The following is a 13,555-nucleotide window of genomic DNA, read 5'->3' as shown; positions in this document are numbered from 1 at the left end:
ATGAGAAATATTGTTGAAGTAAAAGAAGTTTTTAAAACAATTGATAAGGAAGAAATTTTAAGTGGTATCAACCTTCAAATTGCTGAAGGAGAAATCTATGGTTTTTTAGGACCGAATGGTGCTGGAAAAACAACGTTAATGAAATGTATGTTATCCTTATCAACAATTACATCAGGTAGTATTGAAATTTTTGGGAAAAATCTACAAGAACACAGAGAAGAGATTCTAAGTCAAGTTGGAAGTGTTATTGAAACACCAATTTTTTATGAAAACCTCACAGCAAAAGAAATTTTGGAAATTCACGCGCAATATATGAGGAAAAATATTACCGAATCAGATATAATAAGAGCCTTAAGAATGGTCGGATTAAAAAATACGACTAAAAAAGTAAAAGATTTTTCGTTAGGAATGAGACAGAGACTTGGTTTAGCTCGGGCTTTCCTAACAAAACCTAAATTGTTAATTTTAGATGAACCAATCAATGGTTTAGATCCAATAGGAATTCAAGAAATTCGGAATCTTTTGTTGTCTCTATCTAAGGAATGTGGTGTTACAATATTCATCTCAAGTCATATTTTATCGGAAATTTCACAGATAGCAGATAAGATTGGTGTTATCAAAAATGGAGAAATGCTAGAACAGGTCTCTATGAGAGAGCTTAGGAGAGAGAATATTGACTTAGAAGAATATTTTATGTCACATTTTCTAAATGAAATTTAAGAATTATGAGGTAGATTAGGAATGAAACAATTGACAAAGTACCATAAGAAATCTTTTTATACTTTCATGATTTTTAATATACTAGTTCCTTTAACTAATATTGCTTTTGCTTATTCTATTAAAATTATAATTGATAGTGGAATGTCCCAAAATAGGGAAGATTTAACCCAAGCGATACTAATAGGCGCTATCGTAATATTTATCTATGCCAGTCTTAATTTTATATCCCTTCGATTAAGAAATAAACTTGTTAGGCAGATTATGTCAAGATACAAAAATAAGGTGTTTAAATCTATTTTAGATAGGGATTATAGAGAATTTTCTAAGGAAAAATCAGGGAAATTTATTTCAATATTAACTGAGAACATGAAGAAAATTGAGCAGGATTATTTGCACCAGTATTTTAATATTTCAAAAAATATTTCCTTAATGATTTTCTCACTAGTAGCCATGTTTATAGGTAATTGGTTTTTGACCTTATTAGTTATCATTGCTAGCATTATTCCTATGATGATTTCAGGTTTTATTGGACAAAAATCAGCCTCTCTACAAAATAGTTCTATGATAGCCGAGCAGAAATATTTAGCTAAGGTTAAAGATATTTTAGCAGGGTTTCTAGTTATAAAGAGTTTTAATGTGAAAGAGGCTATCGGTCAAGATTACAAAAACGAAAGCGAAAAATTGGATGAGATATATTTCATCAAAGGGAAATTTGATGTTTTATCTAATGTTGTTTCTCAACTTTCAGGGATGATTGTTTTTTTAGTAGCCTTTGGTGGAGGAATGTATCTGGTCTTCGGTGGGCATACCACAATTGGGAGTGTTACAGCTATTGTTCAACTAGTCAATTTTGTAGTAATGCCACTAAATGAAATTGGTATGGGAATGAGTAAATTCCGCGAAGGTCAGGCTACACTGAATTCATTTGAGGTAAAAGATGTAATCGAACTTCAAACTGGTAAAACGAAAGAATATTTTGATGATGTCATTTCTTTTTCAAATGTAGATTTTTCCTACCCTAATACTGAGGAAAAGATTTTTAATAATTTATCTTTACAGATCAAAAAGGGGGAAAAAATTGCAATAGTAGGTATGTCAGGTAGTGGAAAATCAACTTTACTCAATCTATTACTGCGTTTCTATGATGTAACAAGTGGGTATATCTCAATTGATAATCAAGATTTGCAAGCTATTTCAGCAGAGAGCCTTTATAACTTAATGACTATTGTTCAGCAAGATGTTTATATCTTTGATGATACTTTAAAAGCAAATATTACCCTTAGTCAATCCTTTACTGAAGATGATATAAAAAAAGCTGTACAGCAGTCTGGCTTAGAAAGTTATATTTTAGAAAATGAATTAGGTCTACAAACTTCATGTGGCGAGAATGGATCAAATCTATCTGGGGGAGAAAGACAGAGACTTAGTATTGCGCGTGCTTTAATTCGAAAAACACCAATCTTATTATTAGATGAGGCTACCTCGTCTTTAGATAATAAAGTTACTACTGAAATTGAAAATTCAATTTTAGAAATTCAAGATTTGACGGTTCTTGTTGTTACCCATAAGTTAAATAAGAGCATGTTGAAAAAATACAATAGAATTTTTTTTATGAAAAATGGAGTTATTGTTGAAGATGGTTCTTTTGATAACTTGATGGATAGGAAAGGTGAGTTTTATAAGTTGTTTGAGTTGAGTGTGTAATTCTCTTTCATTTTATAGTATAATTTTATAAAACACTCTATCATTTTCGTTCTATAATATAGAAGTTTGCTATCACGACATGTTAAGGTGGTATCACTGCTTGTACGAGCTGAGGTATCAGCGAAGTAGAAGTAGATGCTACGCCCATGCGATAGGACTTGTAGAACGAGGAGGGAAACCGACGAAATAATACGGTAAGTCCGAATCGTCTAGTATGTAGTATTTCTGGTGCAATCTTAGTCAGTTTATAATAAAATGATATGTTTAATGATGTGTTTTAAGAAAAAATTATAATTTAGAAACGTGAATAGACTTGTTTAAACTTTATGTCTCTTTAGAAAGTGTGAAAGATTGGACGAACAAATTTTTTTGATGGGTGGAAATCCGCCGATTAAGAACCATACGATTGTTAATAAAATTGTGTCATCAAGGAAGATCGAAAGAATTGTCATTTTTACAGTTTATCGAGAAAATTGGGAACCGTATATGAAAAAGTACACGGAAGTTTTCCGAAGCTATATTTCTAACCTAAACACTGATTACTTACTTTTGGACACTGAGCAGATTGATTTTGATATCTATTTAGATGCTAATCTAATCATCATCGGTGGAGGAAATACGGAAAAATATATATCTACTTATGTCAATCAGGAGTTCAAAAATTATATCGATCATATGCTTAATAAAGGGGCAAAAGTTATAGGGTTTTCTGCAGGAGCCCTATTATTAGGAGAAAAAGTCTATGTCTCACCTAATGATAATTCAGATCATCAGATAAAGATAAAAAATGGATTAGGAGTCTTTAGTCAGTTTTTAATTAGTGTCCATTATGATTCATGGAATGATAAAGCAAATAAGGATAGAGCTGAAGAACTCGTTAATGTTCCCATAATTCCACTAAATGATCATTCATGTCTTGTATTAGATAAACTTGGAAACATTATTGAGAAAATTGACTAGTTTTAATCATGAGAATCTGAATCTACGAAACTAAAGTATTGACGAAATGAATAATGAAAAGCCTTGATTGTAAGGCTTTTTTTGTGTTTTTGTGATAGAATATAGGTAGTTTAAAATTGACAGCAACTAAGAAGCAGTAAAAATATTATTCATAAAATAATCAAGATAAGGAAGATAAAATGACAGAAATTGACAAAAAGAATTTAAAAAATTATCTTTATTGTACATTTGGAATTACTTATATAGCTTGGGTGCTTCTTGCCATATTTACACAATCTCATATTTTGGGATTAGGGACGTTTATAGGGAGAATATTACATATAGTTGGTGCACTTGGACCAGCTATTGCAAGTGGCTTTTATTTGAAAAGGAATAATATAAAATTTAAACATTTTGTATTTAGTAAGAAAGAAAATGGTAGTATTTATTTCATTATTCATTTGTTAGCAATTTTGATACTATTTTCTGTATCTTCCTTAGAATTAAACGGAGTATCAATTTATCTGATGCCACTATTCTTTATACAATTAATTTTTTTTGGTGGTGGACATGAAGAATTAGGATGGAGAGGTATATTACAACCGTTACTTGATAAAAAATATACTTATTGGCAATCTAATTTGATTGTAGGATCAATTTGGGGGATTTGGCATCTGCCTTTATGGTTTATAGTTGGAGAAAGCCATCAAGGATTTCCTTTTATTTTATTTTTTATATATACATTATTTTTAAGTTTTGTTTTAGGGCTTCTTTATCGTCAAACGAAATCTGTGGGGTACTGTCTATTATTTCATGCGTTCGCAAATTTGTTAAATCTCTATTTTGTGTTAAAAATTAATCTTATTTTTATTATCATATTAATTACTTATTTAATTTATACAATATTGGCGAGTAATAGAATTAGTAAGGAAACAACATTTTAAAATTTAAAGCAGCATATCCATTATTGAAGGTAACAATCAGTCTATCTAGATAATAGATGATAAAGAATTTTCTGTTGTAATTTCAAGTGGAATGATGAATGTCGTTTCTTTTGGAACTGGCGAAAATCTTTCCGTTCCATAGTATCATTTTAAAATGATTTTCATTGCCTTTTGTTTATTAGTATAAAAGAAAAATATTATCATATGTGGAGGCGGTAGTTTTGATGTCAAAAGTTGCAACCAGTGAATAAATGAAGTGTAGAAAATAAAGGCTTGTTCAATTCAACATATGATGAATTACCGGCACCCAAACCAAAGAAAAAGAAATCATTAAATTAGAAGTTGTAGGGGGGAAGAATGAGAATCGGAGTTATTCAAGCAAGTTCGCAAGCGACTAAAAATCAAATAATCTATGATGCTGTATTAAAGTATGCTCCAAAGAAATCTGAGATTATAAATTTTGGCTGTACGATGGAAGAAAATGAAAAATACTCGTATATAGAAATTTCTATTCTTATAGGTATCTTGTTGGCAAGCAGGACAGTTGATTTCGTTGTTACGGGCTGTTCTTCTGGACAAGGAATGATGCTTGCTTGTAATAGTATGCCTGATGTCATTTGCGGGTATGCACCTACACCGAATGATGCCTATTTATTTGCTCAGATTAATAATGGAAATGCGATATCATTACCATTAGGTGAAGATTATACATGGTCAGGTACTGAAAATCTTGAAAGAACAATAGAAGCTCTTTTCTCGGAGCCATTTGGGCAAGGATACCCCAAGAGTGAGGCAGAGAGAAAGGTAAGAGATGCCGAGAAACTTAAAGAAATAAGAAGAATCGGACAGGTTCAGTTTGAAGAATTCGCAAATGTACTAGATATATCATTGTTTGAATCAATAAAGAGGAAACAGAATGTAATTCAGAATGTAAAGGCGTATGGGAAGAAAGAAATAGCTGATTTAATGAAATGAGTAAATCATAGTTTGTCGGGGTAATACCTTTTAACAATAACCTTATGCTATTGTCAAAAGGCTTATAGACATGTTCGCACATACATACATGTTCACTTGGCATACATAGTGTTCACTCGTTTTATGTCGAGTGTGTGGTACTGCTTTTAAGAGCTGATTGAACAAGGAAAATTAGCTAGTGAAAGTCCTACAGTAAGGAGTTTAAACATGAAATTCCATGAATTTGGTGATAAGAATTTGCCTCCTATTTTACTGATACATGGTGGTGGCAGTTCTTGGTGGAATTATCTTCGTCAAGCACAAATCTTAAAAGAAGAATACCGTATTATTCTACCCACTTTGAATGGTCACGGCGAAGAATATCAACTTGATTATGTTTCTACTGAAGATTCTGCATTGGAGATTCTAGACTATATCAAAGCAAACTGTGGTGGGAAATTGTTTGCAATCGGTGGTGTTTCACTTGGTGGTCAAATTGTCATGGAGCTTTTGTCTTTAGATAGTGAAATTGCTGAGAAGGCCATCATAGACGGAAGCCTCTGTATTCCTCAACAAATGTTATCTAAAATCAGCATCTTTCTAGTGTCTCTATTTGGTAAACTGATGTTCAATAAATTCTCTTGCAAACTTCAGTTAAGCATGATGAACAAACTCTATCCTAAACTAGCTTATCCAAAGGAAATAAAAGCTTATTATTTGGAGGATCTGCCAAGGACGCCTGTCAAAACATTGGTGACCATTTACAAAAACTATATGGGGCATTACAAGCTGAAAGATATGATTTCTGCTAGCAAGGCTCAGGTTCTGTATATCTATGGTGAAAAAGAATTGAACTGTGTCAAAGCATCGGCGAAATTATTTCAGCAGCTACATCCAAATACGATTTTGTATGAAGCAAAGGGCTATAATCACGGCTATTTATCAGCTTACCTGCCTCAAGAGTGGATTGATTTGGTGGCACCATTTTTAAAGAGTGAACCATTGGGAATGTGTAATGAATCTGATATGTCACAAGGAGGAATCTCATGCTAGGAGCAATCGTTGGAGATATTGTCGGTTCTGTTTACGAATGGAACAATATCAAAACAAAGGACTTTCCTTTATTTCGGAAGGACTGCTTTTTTACAGATGACACGGTTATGACCTGTGCTGTTGCAGAAGCGATTATGAATGGGGGACAAAAAGACGACTTCATTGACGCGATGAAGAAATATGGCAGACTGTATCCGAATGCTGATTATGGTGCTCGGTTTAATGCATGGCTAAACAGCGATAACCGTGAGCCTTATAATAGCTTTGGGAATGGATCAGCTATGCGTGTTTCTCCATGTGCTTGGTTCATGGACTGTGATGTCTATGAGAGAACTGGTACGTGGCCATCATCTAGAGAACTTGCGAGTCTTTCTGAAGAGGTAACTCATAATCATCCAGAAGGTGTCAAAGGCGCTATGGCTACAGCTGATGCTATTTTTCAATGTCGTTTTTACTTTGGTGGTTATTGTAGAGAATACGAGCAATCAATTAACGACAATCCTACGGAGTGTAAAAGACGGATTAAGGATTATATAGAGAAGGAATACGGCTACAATCTATTTCAAACTTTAGATGAAATCCGTCCTAACTATCGTTTTAACGAAACATGTCAGGAAACTGTCCCTTAAGCCATTATTGCCTTTCTTGAAAGTAGGGACTTCGAAGATGCAATAAGAAATGCCATCTCACTTGGTGGTGACAGTGATACTCTAGCTGCAATTACTGGCAGCATTGCCGAGGCAGCTTATGGTATTCCTGATTGGATAAAGGATAAGGCCTATTCTTACTTGGATGACCCCTTAAAAGATGTAGTTATGCGATGGGAGCTTTACATAGCAGGAAAATGATGGTTTAGTTAAGTAGAAAGGTGGCACCGATGGAATTACTTGATAAGTATAAAAAAGAAAATGTTATAGACGTTATCACTAATATTTTAAAGGCTATTCACCTGAAAAAAATATGAAGAAATTATGAATTATGTCGACGAATCAGAGATTGATGATTTAAATGAATTCTTTGGTTATGTTGAAAAGACATTGGAATTGAATGATTTTGACACGATTGATGAGTATGGTGTGGAATGTCATTTCAATCCGACTTATGAGTATGGTGTGGAATGTCATTTCAATCCGCCTTATGAGTATTCCCAATTGGAGATTTATGATTATGATGACCAGACTGGCTTTGCTGTTGATTATGATTTGACTTCAAATTCTGAATTAGTAGATATGGTGTTGCAAGTAGAGTTTCTATATACCGATAATGGCTATACAGTAAGATTTCTTAATGTCGATCCTGGTTAGGAGAAGTTTAATAAGCAATATCCTTAATACACTATTTATACAGGCATTTAAGATTTTCTTGAATGTCTTTTTTGTGCAAGAGTAAGGTTAAACCTTTTAAAACTATTAAGTTTTCCTATCAGTATCTTGAATGTCTTTAAATTAAGTTTATGAATGAATCTAAATGGTTATAGAAAGTCATTTTCAGTATGTTCATGTTATAATAGTCTTAGACTTTGTATTTTTGGAGAAATAAATGAAAAAATATAAGCATTTATTATGGCTTGCCGGCTTGGTAATCATTCTGGTATCACTGTTTTCCTTGAATGGATGTAGTTTTGGGGGTGAAACCATTCCCAAAAACAGAACAAAGAAACAGTACGAATTTGAAAAAACGTTTGAGCCCATGTTTAAATTTTTAGAACAAGACAAGAAGGACTTTACGGGATTAAAGGCATACACTAGTAGAGTTTATATAAAAAATCAAACTGAAGTTAAAAAATACGAAGTGGACTTAGATATCACTCAAGCTGATATTAAAGGTGATTATACAATAACAATTGGGGAAAATAATGAAACTGCTCCGGTTACATATTCTAATGGGAAGTTAAATTATGGGTCGGAGGTAAATCCTTTATTTGATGAAGAAATTCTAAATTTAGTGGTACAAAGAGATTTCTTTACTTCTTTAGATGTAAAGGAGACCTTTAAGAGTGCAGAAACAGAACTTAGTGAGATTGTATATCAGCCAGAAAATAACTCTGACCTCTATAAACATCTAAAAAGCAAATATGATTTACCAGAGGAAACAACATGTATAGTATTAGTAAATCATTCCAGCTCAACTATATATAGAGTAACTATTCAACTAAAATCTAATCAAAAGATTGTGCAAATTAGTAGTGTTATTTTTGAAAAAGAATCAGGTTTTCATGAACGAAATTGAAAAGAGTAATTGTCGAGTTGAAATGTCAGTAATCTTATCGAATGTTGTTTAGAATTTAAAATGTCACAATGTAAGGAATTCGAGAAGCTGAATAAGAATTTATTAAATTAGCTAGAAAGTATTGGGGTGGTAAATGTGAAAATTAATTTTAGAGGATTAGATGTTGCTTATTTTGATGTGTTAGAGATGGGAGAGAAAAAGTACGTTCTCGATTCCAACTCCACGACACCAAAGAGTTATTATTGGGGACTTTCCCCTGAAACTCTTGAAGTTGATTTGATAGAACTTGATAGTCAGAATAAAAATTTTGATAAAAAAATTAAGATGGGACCCTCAGGAATGCGTATGGTATCTATTGGTTTTAGTCTTCTTCTGTATAGAGTAGTAACATCAATTTCTAGATATTATGATATTAGTCATTATCTGTATTTAAAAGTATCTTTATTTCTCATATCTATTTTGGTAGCCTATATTGTCTATCAAGGTATTTTAATGAAATCGAGGAAGGAGATTTCAAGTCGTTTATCGCAGGAAAAGAAGAGGTTTAAAATAGTCTTTCAGAATAATAAGAAAAAAAGACAATTCCATGCTTATCTATTTCCCATTTTACATACAATTGCTTTCTCTATTTATATGGGACTAGATGATGGAACAGAAGCTGCAATTCTAGTGTTGAATGGTTTGTTGGCTTATCTATTTATTTGGATTGAATCTGGCGTTATTCCATTGACTTATGCTTATCAACAGAAATACCTAGAATTTAAAGAACTTAAAAAGCTATAATGTAACTTATAACGAAATTCAGAAAGTATTTAGGTGGTAGGAGTAAAAGATGGAGATAAGTTTTAGAAATTCTAACATTGGTTGCTATCAAATAGTCGAAATAGATGGGCATTCTCAGAAATATATTATGGATACTAGCACTCTGTCACCTAAGAGATACTGTTGGGGTTTATTACCCCAAAATATCACTCTTGATATGACGGAATTGGATAAGAAAAATACTAGTTTTGCAACAAAATCAAAAACACTATTGGGAACTAGCACTATAGCTATAATGGTCCAACCGATTGTAAAAATTGGATACGATATGTTAAGAAATTTATTTGTAAATTATGAGATAAGTCAACAAATATTCTTAAAGATAGTTTTATATTTTATTTCTATGTTGATTTCTTATCTTGTTATTTGGAATTCTCTGCGAAAAGCTCATAAAATTGCAGCTGAACGGTTGCCTAAGGAAAGTAAGAAAGCTAGATTAACACTTCGAACGACTAAAAGAAGAGAGTTAACTGGGTATATATTTCTTTTCCTAAACTTAGCATGCTTACTTTTCTTTTTAATGTTAAACGATGGTGAAGAGGGAGCAATTTTAGTAATTAATGGTTTAATTTCATTAGCCTTATTCTTGAGCGTTTGGACGATGCCTCCAATAAGTTTTTCTTATAGAAATAAATTTTTGACAGTTGAAAAAATTGAAGAATTGTAATAACGATGAAGCAGTCTTTATAGAGATTTTTTGATGGATTTGATAATGGTTTTAAAAAATATTGAATTACCATCATTGTTTTTGGAGGAAAATTTTGGAATTAAAATTTAAAAATTCGAATATAGCAGTTTTTAGAATCGTAGAGTTTAAGAATAAAAGTTATATCTTAGATCCGACTACTATAAAAGGCAAATCCTATTTCTTCGGTTCGCTTCCGAAAGAGGTTACTGCTGAGATGGTCGAGCTATCTCCGTCTAATGATAGTTTTAGAATAAAATCGAAAACACCAATAGGTGCATCTACTGCTCTAGTTATCATGATTCAGCCACTTGTGGGCTTCTCTCATACGCTGATGAAAGATGCCTTTATTAGCTGGGGAATCAATCAGCAAATTTTAATGAAAGTAGCGTTATTTGCTTTCTCTGTATTTTTGTCATATCTTATGGCTGTCTTTTATGAAAAAAGTGCGGTAGGAAAGTTTGAATCAAGAATTCCCAAAAATAGTAAACGTTGTCGACTTGTTTTGGAACCCAAAGGGAAACGAATGATTGATTGGTGGTATATTACTCTTGGAATTAATGCTGTTTGTTTAGCATTTTTTATAGGACTTGACAGTGGTTATGAAAGTGCTATATTGGTTATAAATGGCATAATTTCGTGGTGGTTTTTTGTAATACTGAGAATGCCACAAATCCCAGAGTACTATAAGACACTAACATTAACTGAAATTGAAGAGTTGTAATAGTGATGTTTAGTTTCTGGTAGCAGATTGTTTTAGAAAGTTTTTGGGTGATAAATGTGGAATTAAAATTTAAAGAAACAAATAAAACTTTTCATAAAATTGTAGAATTTAAAGGTGAAAAATATCTTTTGGATATGACTAGCATTAGTCCTAAAAATTATTTCTGGGGTTCTCTTCCGAGTGAAATCACAGCTAAATGCTTAAAGTTAGATAAAAGAGATACAAGTTTTGAGAGCTTAGCTCCAACTATGAGCAAATCTCTTGGTATTGGAGTAGGTGTAGCAATAGGTGGAGCTTGTTATGGGATTGTTACGAATGCTTTTAAGAGTTATGACATTAGCCATAATATCTCTTTTAAATTAGGATTATTTGTCCTTTTTATTGTCCTAGCTTATCTTACTTTCAGGTTCATTGCTTTTGTAGTTCGTCGTAGTCTTCACCAAAAGATTTCAAGTAAAGGAACGAAGTATCAAATAGTATTCAAACTAGCAAGGTCACAACGTCAGTTAAAATTGTATAAACTTCTGCCTATTCTTTTTGTTGCGGTTATAGGATCTTTGGTGTTTTATATGGTTACTGATAATGGGACAGAGGCCTCTATCCTTATTATTAATTATATTATATTACTGGGATTCTTTACTGTAATTTTAGGAATGTTACCACTCCGAGAAAGTTACGAAAAACAAGAGATTATTTTCGAAAAAATCAAGAATTCTTAAAATACGAGGATAAATTGGTACTGTTACACAATTACTCTATTTACTTATAAACAGGAGACATTATGTTTAAATCCAATAAATGGCTGTACTTTTTACTATCCATTCCTTTTCTGCTTCTTTTTTTAACATTTCTAAGCTATGGGAATTTTCTTCTTAACAACAACGGAAAATTTGTCCATGAGAATGAAAAGATTATCAAGAGTGCAATTACTACCTACCTGGAAGATGAGGAAAAACAATCAATAAATTCTATTAAACTTTTACCAAATACAGCTAGGGGAGGGTATGATAATGGTGGTGATGTGGGTGGAAGCTATCATATTCATTTTTCAGCCTATGTTAACGATAATCCTAAGCAGTCTTTAAAAGTGGAGTTGTATTTTCCAGATGCAAGCATTTCACCTTTTACTTTGATTAAACCCGATCCCTTTAAAGACAAAAAGAAGAAGATGTCACGATGGTTTATAGGTGAGATTGAGATCTTAGATGATCCTGCTAGGGATTGATTAAGAGAGAAAGAAAAGTTTCATAAAATTAAGAAAAGAGACTAGTATGAAGTCACATAGTTTGTTTTGTTTTAATGGAGTAATATCATTAACGTGTTCTCCCTTTATTGCTTATGCTTTTTTATATAGATGGGAGTTAAGGTTTATTAACGGTGCTCTTCGTTTTGTTGATAAGCCGGGATGGGCATTCTCAATGAACCTAATTAGTTTCATGTTTCTTGTTTGTGCTATACTTGCAATTTTCATTTATAAAAAAGAAGAAAATGGTCGTAAAAAAAGCTTTTTATTTCTCTTAGCGGCATCTATCACAGGTTTCGTACCGTTTCTCTCAATTTTTTCTGCAATTTTTGCATTCATTTCGGGAATATTGTATATAGGTGACTTTAATAAATTAGCTAAAAAAATTAAGTAAGAAGTTAGCAACAATAACACTTTGTTTTAAAAAACTAAAGTGTAAAAAATGTTATTTTCATTTTTTCTACTAGACAATATGCTTACCGTATCACCGATTATTTTAATCTCCAGTACGTCATATTTCTTTTTTCTGAGTTTTCATTGTATAATAGGGTTACATTTAGTTTCATATAATGAAATATAAAGATTTCTAACGAATATTGAGGAGAAATTAATGAAAAAAGCAATGTTAATTATCAACCCTACCTCTGGTGGGGAGAAGGCTCTGGATTATAAAGAAAAGCTGGAGAATAAAGCAAAAGAATATTTTGAGCAAGTGGAAACCAAAATTACAGAAAAAGCGCTGGATGCAACACATTTTGCTGAAGAAGCTTCTCGTGAGCAGTACGATGCAGTGGTTGTTTTTGGTGGAGATGGGACTGTCAATGAAGTCATTTCGGGTATTGCTGAGAGAGACTACATTCCTAAGTTAGGGATTATCCCTGGTGGTACTGGTAATCTCATTACGAAACTTTTGGAAATCAATCAAGACATCGATGGCGCAATTGATGAACTGGATTTTGATTTAACCAATAAGATTGATATCGGAAAAGCGAATGACAATTATTTTGGTTATATTTTTAGTATCGGTTCTCTACCTGAAGCGATTCACAATGTTGAAATCGAGGATAAGACAAAATTCGGTATTTTAGCCTATGCTGTAAATACCATGAAGTCTGTCATGACGGATCAGGTATTTAACATTAAGGTTGAGACAGAAAATGGAAATTATGTTGGTGAAGCTAGCCATGTTTTGGTTCTCTTGACAAATTACTTCGCTGATAAGAAAATCTTTGAAGAAAACAAAGACGGCTATGCCAATATTTTGATTCTGAAAGATGCGTCTCTATTCTCCAAATTATCCGTCATCCCTGATTTACTAAAAGGAGATGTTGTCGGCAATGATAATATTGAGTATATCAGAGCGCGTAATATTAAAATCTCTTCAGATAGTGAGTTGGAGTCAGACGTTGATGGCGATAAATCGGATAACCTACCTGTAGAAATAAAAGTTCTAGCTCAGCGAGTTGAAGTATTTTCAAAACCGAAAGAGTAGAAGGTAAAAATTAGTTTATTATTCACAACGAAATTAAGTTCTATAT

General features: G+C 32.4%; 14 protein-coding genes and 2 pseudogenes. All 16 read left to right on the top strand.

All coding sequences use genetic code 11. The annotated features are described in order from the left end of the window. A complete protein-coding gene (locus ACLNCV_RS05885) occupies positions 1 to 720 on the top strand; it encodes an ABC transporter ATP-binding protein (RefSeq protein WP_424844984.1) in 720 nt (239 codons plus the stop codon). 21 nt (positions 721 to 741) lie between these two features. After that, positions 742 to 2,424, top strand: a complete 1,683-nt coding sequence (locus ACLNCV_RS05880; protein WP_424844983.1) for an ABC transporter ATP-binding protein — start codon at positions 742 to 744, stop codon at positions 2,422 to 2,424. A gap of 351 nt (positions 2,425 to 2,775) precedes the next feature. Next, entirely contained in the window at positions 2,776 to 3,384 is a 609-nt protein-coding gene (locus tag ACLNCV_RS05875) for a Type 1 glutamine amidotransferase-like domain-containing protein (protein WP_424844982.1), read from the top strand. A 179-nt stretch (positions 3,385 to 3,563) separates the two neighbouring features. Further along, positions 3,564 to 4,307 carry a lysostaphin resistance A-like protein gene (locus tag ACLNCV_RS05870; protein WP_424844981.1) on the top strand — a complete coding sequence of 248 codons (744 nt, stop codon included), beginning with the start codon at positions 3,564 to 3,566 and terminating at the stop codon, positions 4,305 to 4,307. A 357-nt stretch (positions 4,308 to 4,664) separates the two neighbouring features. Further along, a complete protein-coding gene (locus tag ACLNCV_RS05865; RefSeq protein WP_424844980.1) occupies positions 4,665 to 5,282 on the top strand; it encodes an RpiB/LacA/LacB family sugar-phosphate isomerase in 618 nt (205 codons plus the stop codon). A 207-nt stretch (positions 5,283 to 5,489) separates the two neighbouring features. Further along, positions 5,490 to 6,314 (top strand): alpha/beta fold hydrolase, encoded by an 825-nt coding sequence (locus tag ACLNCV_RS05860; RefSeq protein WP_424844979.1) that lies wholly within the window; start codon positions 5,490 to 5,492, stop codon positions 6,312 to 6,314. After that, positions 6,308 to 7,162: pseudogene (locus ACLNCV_RS05855) on the top strand (ADP-ribosylglycohydrolase family protein). Before ACLNCV_RS05860 ends, ACLNCV_RS05855 begins: the two are co-directional and overlap by 7 nt. 29 nt (positions 7,163 to 7,191) lie before the next feature. Further along, a pseudogene (locus ACLNCV_RS05850) lies at positions 7,192 to 7,618 on the top strand (DUF7668 domain-containing protein). Between the two features lie 235 nt (positions 7,619 to 7,853). Beyond that, positions 7,854 to 8,543, top strand: a complete 690-nt coding sequence (locus tag ACLNCV_RS05845; protein ID WP_424844978.1) for a hypothetical protein — start codon at positions 7,854 to 7,856, stop codon at positions 8,541 to 8,543. Positions 8,544 to 8,669: 126 nt separating this feature from the next. Further along, the gene (locus tag ACLNCV_RS05840) at positions 8,670 to 9,326 is read left to right on the top strand and encodes a DUF443 family protein (protein ID WP_424844977.1); all 657 of its coding nucleotides are present in this window, start codon (positions 8,670 to 8,672) and stop codon (positions 9,324 to 9,326) included. A 49-nt stretch (positions 9,327 to 9,375) separates the two neighbouring features. Further along, positions 9,376 to 10,032: a DUF443 family protein gene (locus ACLNCV_RS05835; RefSeq protein WP_424844976.1), complete on the top strand. Its 657-nt coding sequence runs from the start codon at positions 9,376 to 9,378 to the stop codon at positions 10,030 to 10,032. Positions 10,033 to 10,126: 94 nt separating this feature from the next. Beyond that, positions 10,127 to 10,774 (top strand): DUF443 family protein, encoded by a 648-nt coding sequence (locus ACLNCV_RS05830; RefSeq protein WP_424844975.1) that lies wholly within the window; start codon positions 10,127 to 10,129, stop codon positions 10,772 to 10,774. 56 nt (positions 10,775 to 10,830) lie between these two features. Next, positions 10,831 to 11,493: a DUF443 family protein gene (locus ACLNCV_RS05825; protein WP_424844974.1), complete on the top strand. Its 663-nt coding sequence runs from the start codon at positions 10,831 to 10,833 to the stop codon at positions 11,491 to 11,493. A gap of 62 nt (positions 11,494 to 11,555) precedes the next feature. Beyond that, positions 11,556 to 11,999 (top strand): hypothetical protein, encoded by a 444-nt coding sequence (locus ACLNCV_RS05820; RefSeq protein WP_424844973.1) that lies wholly within the window; start codon positions 11,556 to 11,558, stop codon positions 11,997 to 11,999. Positions 12,000 to 12,045: 46 nt separating this feature from the next. Beyond that, positions 12,046 to 12,411, top strand: a complete 366-nt coding sequence (locus ACLNCV_RS05815; RefSeq protein WP_261036536.1) for an insulin activator factor — start codon at positions 12,046 to 12,048, stop codon at positions 12,409 to 12,411. A 216-nt stretch (positions 12,412 to 12,627) separates the two neighbouring features. Further along, positions 12,628 to 13,509, top strand: a complete 882-nt coding sequence (locus ACLNCV_RS05810; protein ID WP_261020222.1) for a diacylglycerol/lipid kinase family protein — start codon at positions 12,628 to 12,630, stop codon at positions 13,507 to 13,509. Positions 13,510 to 13,555 lie beyond the last annotated feature (46 nt).

Origin of the sequence: Streptococcus sp. CL5.50 (assembly GCF_049738015.1) — a bacterium.
GTDB classification, from domain to species: domain Bacteria; phylum Bacillota; class Bacilli; order Lactobacillales; family Streptococcaceae; genus Streptococcus; species Streptococcus mitis_CA.
This window is presented reverse-complemented; position numbering and strand designations above follow the sequence as displayed.